The sequence below is a fragment of the Mesorhizobium sp. M0772 genome, assembly GCF_040320135.1.
Classification (GTDB): Bacteria; Pseudomonadota; Alphaproteobacteria; order Rhizobiales; family Rhizobiaceae; genus Mesorhizobium.
Genome location: NZ_JAMYPB010000016.1, coordinates 33,286 through 53,057 on the forward strand (window position 1 = coordinate 33,286; position 19,772 = coordinate 53,057).

19 protein-coding genes are annotated in these 19,772 nt (G+C 64.2%); 8 read left to right on the forward strand and 11 right to left on the reverse strand.

Annotation, left to right across the window (positions count from 1 at the left end):
• Positions 1-4: 4 nt before the first annotated feature.
• The 5 genes from NKI06_RS13470 to NKI06_RS13490 all read right to left on the reverse strand — a co-directional run bounded on the left by NKI06_RS13470 (position 5) and on the right by NKI06_RS13490 (position 5,555).
• On the reverse strand, positions 5-1,330 hold the full coding sequence (locus NKI06_RS13470) for an ABC transporter substrate-binding protein (RefSeq protein ID WP_352853151.1): 1,326 nt from the start codon (positions 1,328-1,330) through the stop codon (positions 5-7).
• Between the two features lie 39 nt (positions 1,331-1,369).
• A complete protein-coding gene (locus NKI06_RS13475) occupies positions 1,370-2,455 on the reverse strand; it encodes an ABC transporter ATP-binding protein (protein WP_352985714.1) in 1,086 nt (361 codons plus the stop codon).
• Between the two features lie 195 nt (positions 2,456-2,650).
• Positions 2,651-3,229 carry a DUF922 domain-containing Zn-dependent protease gene (locus tag NKI06_RS13480; RefSeq protein WP_348524267.1) on the reverse strand — a complete coding sequence of 193 codons (579 nt, stop codon included), beginning with the start codon at positions 3,227-3,229 and terminating at the stop codon, positions 2,651-2,653.
• 65 nt (positions 3,230-3,294) lie between these two features.
• Positions 3,295-4,572 carry a D-tagatose-bisphosphate aldolase, class II, non-catalytic subunit gene (locus tag NKI06_RS13485; protein WP_352985716.1) on the reverse strand — a complete coding sequence of 426 codons (1,278 nt, stop codon included), beginning with the start codon at positions 4,570-4,572 and terminating at the stop codon, positions 3,295-3,297.
• Positions 4,569-5,555, reverse strand: coding sequence for a tagatose kinase (locus NKI06_RS13490; protein WP_352985719.1), 987 nt, complete (start codon positions 5,553-5,555; stop codon positions 4,569-4,571). The genes NKI06_RS13485 and NKI06_RS13490 overlap by 4 nt, the downstream gene beginning before the upstream one ends.
• A 210-nt stretch (positions 5,556-5,765) precedes the next feature.
• Here NKI06_RS13490 and NKI06_RS13495 point away from each other — a divergent pair, with 210 nt between their 5' ends.
• Both NKI06_RS13495 and NKI06_RS13500 read left to right on the forward strand, forming a co-directional pair.
• Positions 5,766-6,395, forward strand: coding sequence for a glutathione S-transferase family protein (locus tag NKI06_RS13495; RefSeq protein ID WP_352985721.1), 630 nt, complete (start codon positions 5,766-5,768; stop codon positions 6,393-6,395).
• 149 nt (positions 6,396-6,544) lie between these two features.
• Positions 6,545-6,778, forward strand: a complete 234-nt coding sequence (locus tag NKI06_RS13500) for a hypothetical protein (protein WP_352985723.1) — start codon at positions 6,545-6,547, stop codon at positions 6,776-6,778.
• 65 nt (positions 6,779-6,843) lie between these two features.
• On the opposite strand, the gene NKI06_RS13505 is transcribed toward NKI06_RS13500, so the two are convergent.
• From NKI06_RS13505 to NKI06_RS13530, 6 genes are all read right to left on the reverse strand, one after another.
• On the reverse strand, positions 6,844-7,341 hold the full coding sequence (locus tag NKI06_RS13505) for a GNAT family N-acetyltransferase (protein ID WP_023828764.1): 498 nt from the start codon (positions 7,339-7,341) through the stop codon (positions 6,844-6,846).
• Positions 7,342-7,351: 10 nt separating this feature from the next.
• Positions 7,352-8,368: an ABC transporter permease gene (locus NKI06_RS13510; RefSeq protein WP_352985726.1), complete on the reverse strand. Its 1,017-nt coding sequence runs from the start codon at positions 8,366-8,368 to the stop codon at positions 7,352-7,354.
• On the reverse strand, positions 8,365-9,996 hold the full coding sequence (locus tag NKI06_RS13515; RefSeq protein WP_502900591.1) for a sugar ABC transporter ATP-binding protein: 1,632 nt from the start codon (positions 9,994-9,996) through the stop codon (positions 8,365-8,367). Before NKI06_RS13515 ends, NKI06_RS13510 begins: the two co-directional genes overlap by 4 nt.
• A 171-nt stretch (positions 9,997-10,167) precedes the next feature.
• Complete coding sequence (locus NKI06_RS13520; protein WP_023673481.1) at positions 10,168-11,115, reverse strand: substrate-binding domain-containing protein; 948 nt, start codon at positions 11,113-11,115, stop codon at positions 10,168-10,170.
• A 406-nt stretch (positions 11,116-11,521) separates the two neighbouring features.
• Positions 11,522-12,529: an aldo/keto reductase gene (locus NKI06_RS13525; RefSeq protein ID WP_023743907.1), complete on the reverse strand. Its 1,008-nt coding sequence runs from the start codon at positions 12,527-12,529 to the stop codon at positions 11,522-11,524.
• Positions 12,530-12,556: 27 nt separating this feature from the next.
• Complete coding sequence (locus NKI06_RS13530; RefSeq protein ID WP_156936352.1) at positions 12,557-12,883, reverse strand: hypothetical protein; 327 nt, start codon at positions 12,881-12,883, stop codon at positions 12,557-12,559.
• Positions 12,884-12,928: 45 nt separating this feature from the next.
• On the opposite strand from NKI06_RS13530, the gene NKI06_RS13535 reads away from it, so the two are divergent.
• From NKI06_RS13535 to NKI06_RS13560, 6 genes are all read left to right on the forward strand, one after another.
• Positions 12,929-13,153, forward strand: coding sequence for a hypothetical protein (locus NKI06_RS13535; RefSeq protein WP_023699154.1), 225 nt, complete (start codon positions 12,929-12,931; stop codon positions 13,151-13,153).
• Between the two features lie 116 nt (positions 13,154-13,269).
• Positions 13,270-15,762, forward strand: a complete 2,493-nt coding sequence (ligD, locus tag NKI06_RS13540; protein ID WP_352985734.1) for a DNA ligase D — start codon at positions 13,270-13,272, stop codon at positions 15,760-15,762.
• A 447-nt stretch (positions 15,763-16,209) separates the two neighbouring features.
• Positions 16,210-17,115, forward strand: a complete 906-nt coding sequence (gene ku, locus NKI06_RS13545) for a non-homologous end joining protein Ku (RefSeq protein ID WP_023685883.1) — start codon at positions 16,210-16,212, stop codon at positions 17,113-17,115.
• Positions 17,112-18,239: a tetratricopeptide repeat protein gene (locus tag NKI06_RS13550; RefSeq protein ID WP_352985736.1), complete on the forward strand. Its 1,128-nt coding sequence runs from the start codon at positions 17,112-17,114 to the stop codon at positions 18,237-18,239. The genes ku and NKI06_RS13550 overlap by 4 nt, the downstream gene beginning before the upstream one ends.
• Before the next feature lie 21 nt (positions 18,240-18,260).
• A complete protein-coding gene (locus tag NKI06_RS13555) occupies positions 18,261-18,905 on the forward strand; it encodes an alpha/beta hydrolase family protein (RefSeq protein ID WP_352985795.1) in 645 nt (214 codons plus the stop codon).
• 7 nt (positions 18,906-18,912) lie between these two features.
• The gene (locus NKI06_RS13560; protein WP_023727066.1) at positions 18,913-19,683 is read left to right on the forward strand and encodes an exodeoxyribonuclease III; all 771 of its coding nucleotides are present in this window, start codon (positions 18,913-18,915) and stop codon (positions 19,681-19,683) included.
• Positions 19,684-19,772: the final 89 nt, after the last annotated feature.

The window sequence follows — 19,772 nt, forward strand, 5'->3', positions numbered from 1 at the left end:
GTGATCAAACGCGGTAGTAGCGGTTGGCGCGCTTCTCCGCCTCCTCCATCGCCTCCTGCGGCGTCGCCTGGCCGGTCACCGCCTTGGCAAACATGTCGACCAGGACATAGTCGGCCATGGTCGCCGCCGAGGCATAGCCGAGCGGCCCGGCATAGCCGTTGGGGCGCAGCGTCGCCGAGGCCTTGGCATAGGCGGCATTGTTCGGGTCGGCCGTCCACACCGGATTGTTGTCGAAGGCCTTCAGCGTCTGGCAGCAATAGCCCGCCGAGGAGGTGATCCAGTCGGTCATCTGCGGATCCTCGAACATGAACTGCAGATAGGCCTTGGCCGCATTGGGGTAGGGCGTGTAGTTGAAGATGACGGCGGTGGTCACCTGGAACAGTTCGACCGATTTCCCGACGGGACCGATCGGCAGGTTGGTGGTGCGGATGTCCTTGGCGATCTCAGCCAGCTTCGGATCGTTGTCCTTGTTGATCTTGGCCGTATTGTAGGCGGAAATGCCGTTGGCGATGACGCCGAGTTCGCCGGCCAGGAAGGCGCGGTTGTTATTGACGTCGAGCCAGCTTTCGGTCCCGGGAATGAAGGTCTTGTAGAGTTCCTGCGCGTATCCGATCGCCTTTAGCGTCTCGGGGCTGTTGATCGCCACCTTGCCGCTCTCGTCGACCATCTGGCCGCCATGGCTCCACAGCAGCCAGTGCGCGTAATTGTTGCCGTCGCCGACGCCGTGGCCGTGCGTGAAGCCAGCCGGATGTCCCTTCGCCTGCAACGCCTTGCAAAGCTCGAGGAAGCCTGCCGTGTCCTTCGGAAATTCGGAGAAGCCGGCCTCCTTCACCCAGCTTTCGCGATAGACGATGGCATTGCCGATCGTGGCCAGCGGCAGGCCGACGAACTTGCCGTCCCGCGTCGCATATTGCTTTGGTCCGTCGTGCCAGCCGCCATATTTCGAGCCCAGATACTCGCCGAGCTCGGTCACGTCGTGCAGCTTGTCGGGATATTGATGCGGGTCGTCGAACCAGACGAACATGAGGTCCGGGCCGGAACCGACATTGGCCGCGACCGCTGCCTTGGGGCGAATGTCCTCCCAGCTTTCCTTGTCGACACGAACCTCGACACCTGTCGCCTCGGTGAAGCGCTTGGTGTTGGCCAGCCATTGATCCTCATCGCCCTTGACGAAGGGCGACCAGCGCAGCAGCCGCAGCTTTGCGCCTTCCTCGGGCTTGTATTTCAAGCCCTCCTGGGCAAAAGCCGGCGAGCCGACGAAGCGGCTTCCCAGGGCTCCCGCCGCAACACCTGCGGTCGTGCGGATTACGTCGCGTCTCGTGAACTTCATGGTCGTCTCCTCCGGTTTATCTTCCTTGCTATGCGGTCCTTACCATCCGCTACGCGTTTCAAATCGTGTTCCGGTCTTGCCGTCAAAGAGATGAATCAGGCCAGGCGCGGCAGAGAGCCGTATGGTTTCGCCCGGTGTGAAGGCATGGCGTTCGCGGAAATTGGCGACGATCTCGTCGCCGCCGGCGGTCCGGCCGATGAGCTGCACTTCCGACCCGGTCGGCTCGACCACCGCGACGGAGACTGGAATGCCTTGGTCTGACGATAGCCGCAAATGCTCGGGCCGTATTCCCAGCACCACCGGATGACCGTTGCCAACGGCCGGCGCGCCGGCCAGCGGCACGGAAATTCCCCCGGCGCCGCGAAAGGACGGAGACCCGTCGGTGACGATCTCGCCCCTGATCAGGTTCATGGCGGGCGAGCCGATGAAACTGGCGACGAAGAGATTGTTTGGCCTGTCGTAGAGCTCCAGTGGCGGTCCGATCTGTTCGACGATGCCGTCATGCATGACCACGATCTTGTCGGCCATGGTCATGGCCTCGATCTGGTCGTGGGTGACATAGACTGTCGTCGTTTTGAGCCGCTGGTGCATTTCCTTGATCTCGGCGCGCATCTGCACCCTGAGCTTGGCGTCGAGATTGGAGAGCGGTTCGTCGAACAGGAAAACCTGTGGATCGCGCACGATCGCCCGGCCCATGGCGACGCGCTGGCGCTGGCCGCCGGAAAGCTGGCGCGGATATCGCGTCAGCAATGGCACCAGCCCGAGGATTTCGGCGGCGCGCTGAATGCTGGTAGCGCAATCGGCCTTCGAAACACCTTTGAGCATGAGCGAGAACGCCATGTTCTCGGCGACCGTCATGTGCGGGTAGAGCGCGTAGTTCTGGAACACCATGGCAACGTCGCGCTCTTTCGGGGCAACGTTGTTGACGACCCGATCCCCGATCGCGATCTCGCCCCGAGAAATTTTTTCCAGGCCGGCGATCATCCTGAGAAGGGTCGATTTTCCGCAACCCGACGGGCCGACCAGCGTGACGAATTCGCCGTCGTCGATATCCACACTGACGCCATGCAGGACCTCGACGGTCCCGAACGATTTGTAAACGTCGCCGATCGCGACAGACGCCATCGATCTCCTCCCGAATGCTTCTTGCGACGCCCCGAAGGAAACCGCTCCTCTCCCGCCTCGCGACCGTCTCCCATTGCCCCAACAGGTCGCGCGACAATCAGACGGTAGCGCTACCAAGCCTGCCTGTAAAGCGGCCATGCGGCCGGTGCTCTTGTCGTTCGGAACACTCGGCGCTATGACCGGCACACCGGCAAACTACCTCCCATTCACAAAAGCCAGCACCAGCTTCTGCAGGTTTCCGCCGGGGCCGAATTCGACTCGGTCGAAGTCGCGGCTCGCCTGCCGCTGTGCCAGCGAGATCTGGGCGAGTTGCCTCGTCAGCTCGGTTCTGATCTTGCTGCAGCCGGGGTCATCAGTAACGGTCAGGCCGACGCTCACCGCCTCGATCTTGCGCACCATCTCGGCGATGGCTGCGCCATGCACTCTCTCGTGGGCGGCGAGCCCGGCGATGAACACCGTCCAGTTCTTCTGGACGGAAGCCGGCAACGGTTCGGCCGGCTTTGGCAAGGTGTAGGTGATGATCAGTTTCGGGCGCGCCGATTTGAGCACGCAGGCGTCGCCTTGCGGCCTGTAGTCCCTGGTCCAGGTCAGCTTGAAATTGGTGTGCGCAATGACCCGACCCTTGCCGAGCAAGGGGCCGGCTTCGCCGATCGCGGCATAGAGTTCCGGGCCGGTCCGCCCTGCGATGGCGTAGGTCTCGACCTTTTCGACCGGCTTCCAGTCGGCGCGTGCCGGCGACGCCAGCAGAGAGGCCGCGAACAGGAGAAAGAACATGGCTGGTTTCATGGAAACGTCAGAGACACTGGGCTGAGGCAAAGATCAACCCGGCGCAAATGCACTCAGGTCCCACGGCAGGCCGCGTCATAGTCGGCCAGCACCTGATCGACAGCTTCGAGAAGGATAGCCTCGGGATTGCCCGCCGGCCCGAGTTCGGCCGGCAGCGCCGGCAGGAATTGCCGCATCAGCGTTTCGGGAATGGCAACGTCGTCCAGCGCCTTGCACAGGCGCTCGACCGCCGCGACAGCGGTGGGGTTGCTCCAATAATAGCGGATGCGGTCGCTGTAGCTGTAATGCCGCTGCACATAGAGCTCTGCTTCGTTGCCATGATAGTGGCTGTGCCAATGGCCGGGTGCTGCCAGCATCGCGCTTTCCATGGTCCGGGCGAGCGACCGGTCGCCATAATCCGTGATCATTTCGGATGCTATCAGGTCGAGCCCGTAAAGCGCCTCGCGCAAGGCGAAGGTCAGGCCGGGGCCGACCTTGAGGATGGGAAAGCCGTTTGCGACCAGCTCGGTCAAAGCCGCACGGCTCTGGTAGTCGGTCGAATGCGCCTCGTAGACGAGCGACGGCTGCTCATCGAGCAAGCCGGTCAGGCCCTTGGATTTCTCGGGCGCGTAGGCGACGACGTTCTGGCTGCCGAATTCCACGCCCGGCTGCACCACCACGGCCATGACGCGGCCGAAGGCCTCCGTCAGCCCCTCACGGGCAAAGATCTCCCGGTGAACCTCGATCGTGCGCCGCGCCGCCGCCGCCTCGGTCGGCTTCAACTCGCTGATCGCATGGTCGACGCCGCCGGGGGCGGGAACTTCGGTGCCGATGATGTAGACCGGCAAGGTGCTGCCTGCGGCGTGCGCGCCCGTTTCGGCCGCCTTTGCCAGCCGCGCCGCCCGGGTGGCGATGGTCTCGTCGTCAAGCGCCGCCGGCTCGCCGGCGCAGCCCATCGATGCGTCGAGATGGATCTTGGTGAAGCCGGCCGCGATATAGGCGCCGACCATGGCCTCGGCCTTGTCCATCGCCTGCGCCGCCGGCTCTGCGCGCCATGGGTTCGGTCCCAGATGGTCGCCGCCGAAGATGATACGCGAGGCTTCCAGCCCCTCGCGGCAGGCGATCTCCAGCACGAAGGCGACGAACAGCGCCGGGGTCATTCCGGTATAGCCGCCGAACTGGTTGACCTGATTGCAGGTTGCCTCAATCAGCAGGTTTTTCTCCCTGTCGGCAACGGCGCGCCTGATCGCCGTCTGGATCACCAGCGGATGCGCGGAGCAGATCGAGGTGATGCCGTAGGGCGAGCCGTTTTTGCGCGCGCTGGCGAGGCCTGCAAGCGGGTTGGCGCTCATGTCCGTCTCGCTGTTCCCTTGATGAATTGATCGAGTCCGTCGAAGCTGGTGACGCCCTCCATCGGGCCGCGCCGGGGGACGTTGCGGGCGCCGGCGGCATTGGCATAAAGCAGCGCCTTGCCGGGCTCCATCCCCTGGCGGCGGCAGGTCAGGTAGGTGGCGCCGAAACAATCGCCGGCGCCCGTGGGGTCGACTTCCTCGACCTGAAAACCGGCGCAGTCGATCCTGGCGCCGTCGGCGCCGAACCAGGAAGAGCCGTCAGCACCGCGCTTCAGCACGATCTCGCCGACGCCCCTGGCAAACAGCGCCGCCACCGCCCGGTGCTCGTCATCGACGCCCGCCGTAGCGAGCAATTCGTCGCCGGACGGCAGCAGCAGGTCGGCATCGTCGATGAGTGCGGAAAACAGTGCGCCGTCGGAGCCGTCGATCAGCTCCTTGCGCACATTCGGGTCGAATGAGGTCGAGCCGCCGCGGGCACGAACCGCCTGCACTGCGTAGCTGACGATCTCCTTCAGCCCTGCCACCGACAGCGTCGATCCCATGATATGCAGATGGCCGGCCCTGTCCGCCAGCAGGCGCGCAGCAGTGGTCAGGTGGATCTGCCCGGCGGCGGATTCGGCGATGTTGTAGACGAAGTCCCTGATACCATCGGGCCGGTAGCGCACGAAGGCGCATCCCGTCGGGAAGCGGTCGCTGATATCGACGGCTGAGACGTCGACGCCGTCGCGCTCCAGCCTGTCCAGGTTGAGCGTGCCGAAATCGTCGCGGCCGACGCAGCCGATAATGCCGGCGCCGCCTCCCAGCCGGGCGACCTGATCGATGAAGATCGCCGGCGCACCGCTGGGGAATGGCCCGACAAGCGATTGCGGCTCGAGGAAGCCGAAACCCCGTTCCGTCGCCATGATCTCGACCAGGATTTCGCCGGCGACAATCGTTGGCCCCACGGCCTCGGCGGCGATCTCGCTTCGGCGCGAAAGGCTCATGCTTGCGATTCCTCTCACACGCAGACTGATTGCTTGCCCGCGCAGTTATCCGACGCAAGTGTTTATCGGGTAAATCGCACATACAGCGAAGTCAATAAAACTCTACATGCGTATAGTTTATCTGTTTTCGCGCGTACACATTGCAGGATTCGGGTGGCTGGTATCGTGGCACCGTGCAAATCAGGCGTCGACCGCAGCGAAAGGACAGCCATGCTCACGCTTCATGATTATTTGCCGTCGCAAAACGGTTGGAAGGCGAGGGTCGTGCTCGGCCTGCTCAACATTCCCTATGAAAGCCGCCTGGTGTCGATTTTCGAGGGCGAGAGCCACACCGACGCCTTCCTGAAGCTCAACCCGGCCGGCGCCGTTCCTGTGCTCGAACTCGAGGATGGCCGTGCTATCGCCGAATCGAATGCGATCCTCATTTATCTCGCCGAAGGCACGCCCTTGCTGCCGGCGGATCGCTATGTCAGCGCGAAAGTTATGCAATGGCTGTTCTTCGAACAGTACCATGTCGAGCCGGTCATCGGCTCCCTGCGCTTCTGGACGCTGGCCGGAAGGCTGGAGCGCAACCAGGCGACGCTTCCGGCCAAGCGCGAAGCCGGCGCCCGCACGCTGGCAGCGCTGGAGCGCAGCCTGAACGACACGCCGTTCCTTGTCGGCGACATGCTCACCATCGCCGACATTGCTGTCTATGCCTACGGCCACCGTGCCGAAGATTGCGGCTTTGCGCTGGCGGCTTATCCGGCGGTCCTCGCCTGGACGGACCGGGTGCGCGACGCCATCGGTCCCGGCTATCCCGTGCATCTCTACAGCATCGATCCGCACTCGGCTGCTTGACGGCAAAAGGCGCGCGCGTTCATCTTGCTTAGTCGAAAAGAAGACCCAGATTCTGCTTTGTCGGCGGTTTTTACTCGCAATCCGTTGGCTGGATGGCCGGGTCTCGGCGTCATCTCGACGACCGGCCGGCACTTAGCATGGAGGTGACCATGACACGCAACGACATCATTTCGGTGTTGGGGCCGGTAGACGAGGCAGTCATAGCCGACATCGCGCTGACCGGCGCCACCCTTGAAGAACTGCGCGAGGCGTTCGCCTGGCTCGGTGCCGACGAGGCGCTGGTCAACGAGGGCCGCCGCTTGCCGGGAACGAAGGTGGCGCGGCTGATCGAAATTCTCGATATGCCGGACGACGAGGACGGCCGGCAAGCGGCGGCGCAGTAGGCTGTAGGCGTAGGGTATCGATCCGCGCCACCTTATTCCCTATTCCACACTGCCTGTTCCCTTCCTTACGCCCTCGACAGCAGCCGGCGCATGATCAGCGAGGCGTGGCCGCCAACGCCGTGCGCGGCCGTGTGGCGCTCGACCACTTCGAAACCGTGCTTGCGATAGAAGGCGATCGCCCGGTCGTTGCCCTCGATCACTTCCAGCGCAATGCTGGGGATGCCGGCATGCGCGACAAGCACCGCGTGCAGCAGGTCGGTGGCGAGCCCGCTGCCGAACTCTGTCTTGTCGATGTGCAGCCGGTCGAGCAGGACATCGCCACGATCGTCCATCGCCGCCATCGCGTAGCCGGCGATCGAACCGTCCGGCCGTTCGGCCACGAACGACATCTTGTTGTCGTCCCCAAGTTCCTCTGCCAGCCGCTCGGGCGCATGCTTGTCGTCCGAGAGCCGCGCGGTATTTTCAGGTCCCAGGATCGACGAATAGGTGCGCCGCCAAGACTCTCCCAGCAGCCGCGATACCGACGCTACATCGTTCTCTGCCATCGCCCTGATCTGAACCATGGCCGATCCCTTACTGCCTTACCCGAGACTTCAGCCAACGATCGAAGGCCACGGCCAGGATCAGGATCAGGCCGATGACGATGCTTTGTGTGTAGGACGAGACATTGTTGAACTGCAGCCCGTTTTGCAGCACGCCGATCAGCGCTGCGCCCACCACCGTGCCGCCGACCGAGCCGATGCCGCCGAATAGCGAGGTACCGCCGATGACCACGGCGGAAATCACCGTAAGTTCGTAGCCGATGCCGGCTACGGCTTCGGAGGAGTTGAGCCGTGCTGACAAAACGAAGGCCGCCAGCCCGGCGAAGAAGCCGACGATGACATAGACCGAGATCAGAATGCGGTCGACGCGCAGGCCCGAAAGGCGCGCGGCCTCGGCATTGCCGCCGACGGCATAGACGGCGCGGCCGTAGCGCGTATAGCGCAGCACGATGTGGCACAGGATGGCCGCCACCGCGAAGATGATCGCCGGCACCGGCACCGGTCCGATGAGCCCGGTGCCGAACCAGCGCATCGAGGCGTCGAAACCGGAGATCGGTCCGCCATTGGAGATGGTCAGCGTCAGGCCGCGAAACACGGTGAGCCCACCCAGCGTGACGACGAAGGGCGGTACTTTCAGCCGGGTGATGGCAAAGCCCTGGACGCCGCCGGCCAGCGCCCCGACGATGACGGCGGCAAGCAAGGCGGCGAACCAGCCATAGCCTTGCGTGCCCGTGGTCGACAGCGACAGCGTGTTGGCGGTGCCGCCCTTGGCCACCACCGCGGCCACCATGCCGCAGAAGGCGAGCAGTGAGCCGACCGACAGGTCGATGCCGGCAGTGAGGATGACGAAGGTCATGCCAAGCGCGATCAGTCCGGTGATCGAGATCTGCCTCAAAATGTTGAACAGGTTGATTGGATCGATGAAGCTCGGCTTCAGCACGGTGAAGATGACGATCAACACCGCCAGGAACATCAGCGGCCCAAAACTCATCAGAAGCCGCGCGATGTTGATGCCGCTGCGCTGGGTCTGTTCGGTGGTGCTGGTCATTGCGTTGCGTCCTGCTTGCGGTCGAGCGCCATCAGTTCCATCAGTTTTTCCTCGGTCGCTTCGATGCCCGGCATTTCGCCAGTGATACGGCCGCGCCGCATCGTAACGATGCGATCCGACACTGCCAGCACCTCCGGCAGCTCCGACGAGATCATCATGATGGCGATGCCGCGTGCGGCAAGCTGCACCAGGATCTGGTGCACTTCGGCCTTGGCGCCGACATCGACGCCGCGCGTCGGCTCGTCGACGATAAGTACTTTCGGGTCGCGCGCCAGCCAGCGGGCCAGGATCACCTTTTGCTGATTGCCGCCGGACAGGCCCTCGATCGCCTGGTCGGGCGAGGCCATGCGGATCGACAGTGCCTTGCGATAGCCGGCCAGCGCCTCGCGCTCGCGCCGTTCGGCCATGAAGCCGGCCCCATTGCTGTAGCGGCCGAGCGAGGCGATCGAGAAATTGTTGAGAATGCCAAGTGCTGCAAAAATCGCCTGGTGCTTGCGGTCTTCCGGCACCAGCCCGATGCCGAGTTTGATGGCGTCGGCGGGGGAGGCCGGGGCGATCGGCTTGCCGTCCAGCGTGATGTTACCCGCCGCGATACGGTCGGCGCCGAAAATGGCGCGGGCAAGCTCGGTGCGGCCGGAACCGACGAGACCGGCAACGCCGAGGATTTCGCCGGCCTTCACATCGAGGTCGACGCCTTCGAGCACGATGGCATGCGGCGCCAACGGGTCGCGTACCGTCCGCAGCCCGCGCACCGAGAGCCGGACCTCGCCGGCGACGTCGCGCTGCGTCGGCCGCGCGTAGAGTTCGGAGGCGGCGCGGCCGACCATCTTCTCGATGATCTTCGGAATCTGGATCGGCTGCCCATCGCGGTCGAGATGACCGGCCAGCCTGCCGTCCCGCAGCACGGTCATGCGGTCGCAAATGGCGGACGCTTCTTCCAGCCGGTGGGTGACGAACATGATGGCGACACCGTCCTTGCGTAGCCTGTCCATGATCGACATCAGTTTCTGCACCTCGGTCTCGGTCAGCGCCGAGGTCGGCTCGTCCATGATGATCAGGCGGCTTTCCAGCGACAGAGCGCGGGCGATTTCGACCAGCTGCTGTTCGGCTACCGACAGCGAGGACACCGGCGTCGCCGGATCGATGTCGAGACCGACGCGGGCGATGATCGCGCGCGAGGCGTCCTCCATCCTGCGCCAGCTGACCAGCCCGAGCGGCCCGAGCGGCGCGCGGCCGATGAAAATGTTTTCCGCAACCGTCAGCGTCGGGATCAGGCTCAGTTCCTGATAGATGGTGACGATGCCATGCCGCTTCGCATCCTGCGGACTGGACGGCGCGTAGTCGGCGCCGTCGAAGACGATGCGGCCGCTTGACGGCGGCATCACGCCGGACAGGATTTTCAACAGCGTCGACTTGCCGGCGCCGTTCTCGCCGAGCAGGCCAAGGATCTCACTGGGCCGCACCTCGAGCGAGACATCGCTGAGTGCGGTGACGCCGGAGAAATGCTTGGTCACGCCTTCGACGGAAAGGAGCGGGGGCGATGATGCGGTGGGTTCAACGGCGGACAAGCATTGCTCCCGGATTGCGATAGGCAGCGGGACAGCGCCCCCCTCTGTCCTGCCGGACATCTCCCCCACACGGGGGGAGATCAGCAGTTTTGCCGGCAGCACTATTTCTATAGCGTTGGCGATTGGCGAAAGCAGACGTGACGGCCAATCTCCCCCCAAGTGGGGGCGATGTCCGGCAGGACAGAGGGGGGCGCGACAGAGCGCGACCTCCACCCGTCATGGGCCCTACTCTCACTTCGTCTCGTTCAACCTCTCCGCCTTGTCGAGATTGTCCTTGCCGATGACGATCGGCGTCAACAGCACCAGCTTCTCCTTCGGCTCGGTCTTGTCCCTGGCGAAGGCGACCGCGATCTGCACCGCCTTGCGCGACTGTTCGCCGGGGAACTGCTCGACCGTGCCGGCGAGCTTGCCGTCGCGCACGGCGACCAGCGCTTCCGGCAGCGCGTCGAAGCCGTAGATCTTGACGTCGGTGAAGTTGCGCGCGGCACAGGCTTCGAGCGCGCCGAGCGCCATGTCGTCATTGGCGCAGATGATGGCGTCCGGCTTGCCGTTGGCGGCAAGCCCGGCCTCGGTCACCGACAGCGCCTCGGCGCGGGCGAAATTAGCGGTCTGCTCGAAGATGATCTGGTACTTGTCCTTGAGCGGATCGAGCACATTGTGGACGCCTTTGTTGCGGTCGATCGCGGGCCCGGCACCCGGCTGGCCTTGCAAATGGAACAGCTTGGCGCCGTTGGGGAACGCCGCCACCATGGCCTGCGCCTCGGCCTCGCCGCCCTTGACATTGTCGGCGCCGACATGGGCCAGAATGCCCTCGACGCCGTCGACGCGGCGGTCGATGGTGACCACGGGAACCCCGGCCTTGACCGCTTCCTCGATCGCCGGCGCCAGCGCGTTGACGTCAAGCGGCGAAATCACGATGGCGTTGACCTTCTGCACAAGTGCGGCCTCGATGTCGGCGGTCTGCTTCGGCGCCGAGTTCTGGCCGTCGCTCTCGGTCAGATTGACGCCTTGCGCCTGCGCCTCCGCCTTGATCTCGTTCAGCATGTGCACAAAGAACGGAAAGCCGAGATTGGGCACCGAGCCCAATATGGTCAATTTGTCGGCGGCAAAGGCCATGGGCGCGGCCAGCGCCATGGCGCCGGTCGCCACGGTCGACAACAGGAATTCGCGTCTGTTCATCAGATATCCTCCACATGAACGCAGGAGCCCGAAACCGGGAGCGGCTCGGGACGGTCCTTGCGTCAATTCAAAAATGGAGTGTCCTGTGAACGCCCCGAGGGGACGCGAGGCGCTCCAGCCGGTCCGCCGCAACGTTCTCCTCCGCACGGCGCCGACCCGAGGATGCTAGCCAAGGAAAATCGATTACGCAAGGTGAGGCGAGGGGCTGAAACTGCTAATCTCCCCCCTTGTGGGGGAGATGTCCGGCAGGACAGAGGGGGGCGCTGTCCCGCCGACATTGGCCAATTTCACTTACATCTTTGAGCTAACCTCTACGCAGAATACTTGATGCGGGCGATCCTTCGCGCCCCCTCTGCCTTGCCAGGCATCTCCCCCACGAGGGGGGAAATTGGCAGCTTAGACGCCTCTACCTGTCGATGGTCGTCATCACCCGCTCATTGTAGCGCGGCCCTGAGACCTTGCCCGGCGCGAGTGCCGCGTCGAGCGCAGCCATCTCGGCGGCTTCGAGCGTGATCGCTGCGGCAGCGACATTTTCCTCCAGATACTTGCGCCGCTTTGTCCCCGGGATCGGCACGATGTCGATGCCGAAGCCGTCGCCCTTGCCGAGCACCCAGGCCAGCGCGATCTGTGCGGGCTTTACCCCTTTGGCCGCGGCCACCTCTTGCACCGCAGCCGCTGCCGCGACATTGGCGTCGTAGTTGGCGCCCTGGTAGCGGGGGTCGCCGCGCCGAAAATCGCCTTCCGGATAATCCTCGGCGCGCTTGACATCGCCGGCGAGGAAACCGCGGCCGAGCGGCGCGAACGGCACCAGGCCGATGCCGAGCTTTTTGAGCAGCGGGATGATTTCCGGCTCCAGATTGCGCTCCCACAGCGAATACTCGCTCTGCAGCGCCGAGACCGGATGCACGGCATGTGCGCGGCCGATGTTGGCCGCACCAGCCTCCGACAGGCCGAAGAAGCGCACCTTGCCCTCGGCGACGAGCCGGCCGATCGTGCCGGCGACGTCTTCCATCGGCACGGCCGGATCGACGCGATGCTGGTAGTAAAGGTCGATATGGTCGGTGCCGAGCCGCTTCAGCGAGCCCTCCAGCGCCTCGCGGATATGGTCGGGCCGGCTGTCACGCTCCGTGCCGACCTGTCTGCCGTTTTCGATGCGGAAGCCGAATTTGGTGGCAAGGGTCACCTCATCGCGCCGGCCCTTCAGCGCCCGCCCGAGCAGTTCTTCATTGGCATAAGCGCCGTAGACTTCCGCCGTGTCGAGGAAGGTACAGCCGAGTTCGATGGCTCGGTGCAGGGTGGCGATCGATTCCGCCTCGTCGGCAGGGCCGTAGGACTGGCTCATGCCCATGCAGCCGAGGCCGATCACCGAGACCTGCAGCCCCTGGCTGCCGAGTTTGCGGGTGCTGAGGGTCATTGCCGTTCTCCTTGGGGCTGAGGAAAGCTATAGCGGCCGCTCCTCCAGTTTCCATAGCTGTTCGGCGGAAGAACAGCGCTTCCCTTGACAAAACCCCAGCCGCAAGCGCCTTTGCCGGCGGCCATTGGGGGCCATGGGATACCAATGAAGAAGATCTACGAGAAGCCGACGCGGAACCGGCGTCAGCAGCTCTCGCGCGTCACCGCGCTCATAATTCCTTCGGACCACTAACCGAATATTGTCGTCGCCATTGCAAAGCCCACTGCCGAGGCGCAGCGGTTTTTTGCTGCCGCCGGATCGTAGCGCTGCCAGAAGCAGGCGGTCAAAATTGACAGAGCAGCCGATCTCCAGCATCCTTATGCCGCCGCCATGTCTTGCGGTCTTGTGTATGAGTGAGCCATGGCCAGTTCCGTCACCAGCCAGAATTCCAAGCGCGCCGCGGTGCGCAAGGCGCTCGACCGCCACAAGGTCTACGTCACCGCGCAAAGCTTTTCCGGCGGCGTCTACTCGGCCCGCGTGCTGGTCGACGGCGAGGCCTACTGGGTCGACGAGTTCCGGCTGAGCCAGCTCCAGCAAGGGCTGTCCCCGGCCGAGCTAGACCTGACGCCGGCCACCGACGATTGAGTGTGAACGCCGTTCCTTCGCACCGCGCTGGGAAATTTGAAATGTTGGCGGGACAGCACTGTGCAGGAACGCTGCGCAGGGAAGGTTCGTCCGCCGCCGCCGCTCCCGCCTGACCCATGCCAACCCAGCCAACACTCAAGGCCTATCGCGCCAAGCGCGAATTTACGAAGACGCCGGAACCGGCGGGCGGGGTCATTTCAGGCGACGGCAACCGCTTCGTCGTCCACAAGCATCACGCCACCGCCGACCATTACGATTTGCGCCTGCAGGTCGGCGGCGTGCTGAAAAGCTGGGCGGTGCCGCGCGGGCCCTCGCTCAACCCGGCCGACAAGCGGCTCGCAGTCGAGACCGAGGACCATCCGCTCGAATATATCGACTTCGAGGGCGTCATTCCCGAAGGCGAATATGGCGGCGGGCCGATGATCGTCTGGGACACCGGCACCTGGGCACCGATGGACGATGTCGACAAGAGCCTGCGCACCGGCGCCTTCAAGTTCCGGCTGGCCGGCGACAAGTTGAATGGCGGCTGGATGCTGACCCGTCTGAAGCCCAAGCCCGGCGAAGACAGCGAGAAGAAAAACTGGCTGCTGTTCAAGGAGCGCGATCTCGCCGCCGATACCGGCCTCGACATCCTGGAAGCGCGGCCGGAAAGCGTGAAGTCCGGCAAGCGGATCGAGGAGCTGGTGGCGCCGCCGAGGAAGCCGGCCCGCCTGCCGCCCAAGCCCGGCGCGCTGAAACCCGGCGCGTTGTCCGGTGCGGTCAGGGGCGATCCGCCGTCGCGCATCGAGCCGCAGCTCGCCACGCAGGTGCCGAAACCGCCGGGCGGGCCGGTGGAAGACACAGGTGAACTCTGGCTGCATGAAATAAAATTCGACGGCTATCGTACCATGGCGCATGTCGGAGATGGCGAGGTCAGGTTGATCACCCGCGGCGGCATCGACTGGACGAAGCGTTACGGCGACCTGCCGCAAGCCTTTTCCCGGCTACCGCTCAGCCAGGCGATCATCGACGGCGAGATCATGGTGCTGGACGAGAAGGGCATCTCGCGTTTCGCGCTGCTGCAGGATGCGCTGTCGGCGGGTGCGGGCAGCAAGCTCCATTTCTATGCCTTCGACCTGCTGCATCTCGACGGCTGGGACCTCCGCAAGGCGCCGCTCGCAAGACGCAAGGCCTTGCTCGCCGAACTGCTAGCCGGGCAGGGCGCCAACTCCGCCATCCAGCTGAGCGACCATGTCGAAGGCGACGGGCAGGGGCTTTACGATCAGGCCTCGATCCTTGGGCTGGAAGGCGTCGTCTCCAAGCGCGCCAACGCCATCTACCAGAGCGGCCGCACCAAGACCTGGACCAAGGTCAAGGCGCTGGAGACCGGCGATTTCATCATCGCCGGCTACACCGTTTCCGACGCGGCCGAAGGACTGGCGGCAATCGGCATGGCTGAATTCGCGGATGGTGAACTGCACTATCGCGGCAAGGTTGGCACCGGCTTCGATGCCGCGACGGCGGGCGACTTGCTGGCCCGGCTGCAGCCGCTGCGGGACGGCGCGACAGCACCCGAGGGTGTGCCGCGCGAGATCATGCGCGAGATGAAATGGGTGCGGCCGATGCTGTCGGCCCGCATCCACTACGCCAACCGAACGGCGGACAATTCGCTGCGCCACGGTGTGTTTCGGGGCTTGCGCGATGTCGGCCTGTCGACGCCGGTGTCGCCGAAGCGCAAGCGGCTGATCGCCGAAGCCGATCTCGCCACCATCTGGGTGACCAATCCGGAGCGGCGGCTGTTCGGCAAGACCGGACCGACCAAACTCGACATCGCCGTCTATTACGCGCTGGTCGGCGATTTCATGCTGCCGCATATCATGGGCCGCCCGGTGTCGCTGGTGCGCTGCCCGACGGGCCTGCCGAAGGACTGTTTCTTCCAGCGCCACGCCTTCACCGGCATGCCGCCGTCGGTGGTCACTTTTGACGCCACCAACTCCGAAGGTGAAACCAAATCCTATCTGTCGGTCGAGGGAGCAAAAGGCTATCTGGCACTCGCGCAGTTCGGCGTCGTTGAGTTCCACACCTGGGGCACGCATCGCTTGAGCCTCGACAAGCCCGACCAGATCGTTTTCGATCTCGATCCGGGCGAGGGCATCGCCTGGCGCGAAGTGGTCGAGGCCGCCGTCCACATCAAGGGCGAATTGGAGCGGTTCGGCCTGGTGCCGTTCGCCAAGACATCCGGCGGCAGCGGCATCCACATAGCCATGCCGGTGACGCAAAAGCAGAACTGGAAGAAGCTGCACCAGGCGACCAGCGCCATCTCCACGCACTTGGCGGCCACCGCACCCGACACTTTCACCACCACAATGGGCAAGGAAAACCGCAGGCGCCGCATCTTCATCGACTATCACCGCAACGCGCGCGGCCACACCTCCGCCGCCCCCTATTCGCTGCGCGCCCGCACCAACCTGCCGGCGTCGACGCCGGTGAGTTGGGCAGACCTTGAGACGATCGATACGCCGCAGGATCTGAACTATTCCTCGCTGCCGGGGTTGTTGGCGACCTCGGGCGACCCCTGGGCGGACATGGAGGATTTCGCGAGGGATTTGCCGGTGTTTTCTGGGAAGTAGATCGGGAGGTGTTGGCGATCCGGCACACCCCCCTCTGTCCTGCCGGACATCTCCCCCGCAAGGGGGGAGATCGGATGTCGCCTCTGCTTTCGCCAATCGCAAACCTTGCAAGAGGAGCGATAAGGTTGAAGCTGCCAATCTCCCCACTTGCGGGGGAGATGTCCGGCAGGACAGAGGGGGTGCTGTCCCTCCGGCATGACTTACTTCCCCAAGTCCATCGACCATGCGGACAATTTGAATTATCCTCCGTCGGTGCCCTCCAGCTCACCTGGAAGGTTTCGTCAGGAATTTGCCGGTATGTTTGGGGCCGGTGTAGGATTTCCGCAGCACCATTCGTCCTTTGGACGAAGCGCTGCAGTAAGCATGATCCCGAAACGTGGGAACCGGTTTTCGGAGAAGATCATGCTCAGTCTGAAATGTCAGTGCATGGCCGCGTAGGAGAGTATCATGGCGCCCAGGGCAAGTTGGAAAGGTTACCTCAAGCTCAGCCTCGTCAGCTGTCCAGTCCGGCTCTATCCGGCAACGACGACCAGCGAGCGCATATCGTTCAACCAATTGCACAAGAAGACCCACAACCGCATCAACATGAAGCCGGTCGACCCTGAACTCGGCCTCGTGGAGCGCGCGGACCTGGTCAAGGGTTACGAATACGAGGACAAGCAGTACATCATCATCGATGAGGCCGACCTCGAAGCAGTGCGCATCGAATCCAATCACACGATGAACATCGAGGCCTTCGTCGACGAAGACGAGGTTGACGTCATCTATCAGGATGCGCCGTACTACATGGCGCCGGATGGCGCCATGGCGGAGGAAACCTTCGCCGTGCTGCGCGAGGCAATGCGCAAATCCGGCAAGCTGGCCATTGCCCGCCTTGTCCTGTCCAGCCGCGAGCGCGTGGTGACGATCGGCGCGCGCGAGAACGGCATGTTCGTGTGTACGTTGAGGAACCCGAACGAAGTGCGCGGCACGGCTGAATATTTCGGCAACATCCCGGCTGGCAAGCCGGATCCCGAAATGCTGCAATTGGCCGAAGCGCTGATCAAGCAGAAGGAAACCACCTTCGATCCGAAGAATTATGAGGACCGCTACGAGATCGCGCTGATGACGATGATCCGCGAGAAACTGAAGGGCCATAAGCCGATCATTGCGGCGGCGCCCGAGCGTGGCAATGTCATCAACCTCATGGACGCGTTGAAGGCGAGCCTGTCGCAATCAGCCAAGCCGCCGGCCAAGTCGAAGAGCAAGGCCGACGACGCTGAAAAACCTGCCGCCAAGGGTAAGGCGGGTGCGGCCAAGGAAAACCCGTTGAAGGCCAATCTGCTCAAGGCCGTCGGCAAGAGCAAGGGGTGACGGCGCCGACCGGTATAATCCCGGGCGCCGTCTTCGGCGCCATCGGCGCGCTGGCGGCATTTCCGCTGCGGCTCGCGGCCCGTGAGGTGGAGCGTCAGCACGGCCAGTTGCGGCGCGGCGTCACCAGGCGCACCAGCCATGTTGTGTTCGGCCGAACGCTGATCGCCAAGGCCGGCACGGCGAAGGGCGGCGATGCCGAGATCGAGCGCCGGGTTGCAGCCGAGGGCTCCGCTGGCCGAACACTCCTTAGCGAAAATGGCTTCCTGCGCCTGCTTGGTCTGATGAAGGCGCCGGAGGCGTCTTCGCTGTCCAGGCAGTCTCTCGTCGACCAGTCCAGACTGTCCGGTGCCGACCTCGACCTGCTCAGCCTGTTCGACGCCTTCGAGCACGATTGTGAACCCTACTCGTTCCGCGATCTGATCCTTGCCCGCAAATATGCCGGGCTGGTCGCCGGCGGTGCATCCTGGGGCGCGATCGCGCGCTCCGTGCATCGCTCCGGTCCGGTCGCTTCGCTCACCGCCAAATCGCTCAATGTCGGCTCGCAGCATGGCCGGCCCGATCAGATCTATCTCGAGGATGGCCAGAGCGAACTCGACGGCCAGCTGCTGTTCGATCTCGGCAGCGCAAGCGCAGCCGGCGACGACACGCTGGAAGAATTGTTCGCCGAGGCTGAAAGCGCGGAAGAGGAGGGCCGGCACGACGATGCCGCGGCGCTCTACCAACGCTGCCTCAGCATCGATCCGAGCGACGCCATCGCCGCGTTCAACCGCGCCAATTGCTTGCGTGGCGCCGGTCGCGTGGCCGACGCGGCGCATGACTATGCAAGAGCGATCAAGCTCGATCCGGCGTTCGTCGAGGCCTGGTTCAACCTCGCCGGGCTGATGAGCGACGAAGGCAAGGTCGCCTCGGCGCGCCGGCATCTGGTCAAGGCCATCGCGCTCGACAAGAGCTACGCCGATCCGGTGTTCAACCTTGCCCGGCTGGAGTTCGACGCCGGCAATCTGACCGAAGCCCGCCGCCACTGGGTGCGCTATCTCGAACTCGATGCTGACAGCGAATGGGCGCGCACTGCGCAAAAGGGGATACAGTTCGTCGATCTGCAGCTGGCGCGGACGGCGGGGTGAGGCGCAATGGCAGCGCACCCCATGACCGCCTTCCTCTTCGACGGTAACGAAACCGCCGCGGTCACCATCTTGCTAGCCCACGGCGCCGGCGCGTCGATGGATTCGCCTTCGATGACCGCCACCGCTAAGGCGCTGGCCACCGCCGGCTTCCAGGTCGCGCGCTTCGAATTTCACTATATGGCGGCCCGCCGCTATGGCCAGCGCAAGCCGCCGCCGCGCGCCGAGACGGTCAACCCGGAATACATCAAGGCCATCGCCGATCTGAGGGCGAGGGGCGTCGCTGGTCCGCTCATCATCGGCGGCAAGTCGATGGGCGGGCGCGTCGCCTCGATGGTTGCCGACGAGATGTTCGCCAAGGGCGAGATTTCGGGCCTCGTCTGCCTCGGCTATCCCTTTCATCCGCCGGCCAAGCCCGAGCAACTCAGGACAAAACATCTCGCCGACTTCAAGACGCCGACGCTGATCTTCCAGGGCACCCGCGACGAGTTCGGCACGAAAGAAGAGGTCGCGACCTACGGCCTTTCCAAAGCCATCGAGGTGATCTGGCTGGAGGATGGCGACCACGACCTGAAGCCGCGCAAGAGCGTGTCGGGGTTTTCGACCGCCGATCATTTGAAGACGCTGGCCGGGACGGTGAAGGCGTGGACAGGGCGGATCGTTTCCTGATCGCCAAATGAAAATCGCCACCTTCAATATCAACAACGTCAACAGCCGGCTGCAAAACCTGCTGGCGTGGCTGGCGGCAGCCAAGCCCGATGTCGTCTGCCTGCAGGAGCTGAAGGCGCGCGACCTGCAGTTTCCGCGCACGGCACTGGCCGACGCCGGCTATGGCGCGGTGTGGAAGGGCGAGCCGACCTGGAACGGCGTAGCCATACTGGCGCGAGGAGCCGAGCCGGTGCTGACCCGTGACGAACTGCCCGGCGATACCGCCGACAAGCAGAGCCGCTACATCGAGGCGGCGGTGTCGGGCGTCGTCATCGCCTGTCTCTACGCGCCCAACGGTAACCCGCAGCCGGGGCCGAAATTCCAGTACAAGCTGGCGTGGCACGCGCGGCTGGAGGCGCATGCCGCAGAACTGTTCGACACCGGCCTGCCGGTGGCGCTGGTCGGCGACTACAACATCGTGCCCGAGCCGCGCGACATCTACGCCACCCGCTCCTATGACGACAACGCGCTGGTGCAGCCGGAAAGCCGGGCGTCGTTCCAGCGTCTGCTCGAGCAGGGCTGGACCGATGCGCTCCGCAAGAAGCATCCGAAGGAAACGCTCTACACATTCTGGGATTATCGCCGCAACCGCTGGCCGCGCGATGCCGGGCTGCGGCTCGACCACATCTTGCTGTCGAAGAAACTGGCGCGCCGCCTCACCGCTGCCGGCATCGACCGCGATGTCAGAGGTGAGGACGGCGCCAGCGACCACGCGCCGGTATGGGTCGAATTGAAGTGAATTTGGCTGCGTGATCGCGCCCACTTTCGTGGGCGCAGTTTTGCGCTATTTGTTTCGCTGCGGCGGCCGCATGATGAGCAAGGTGCGGC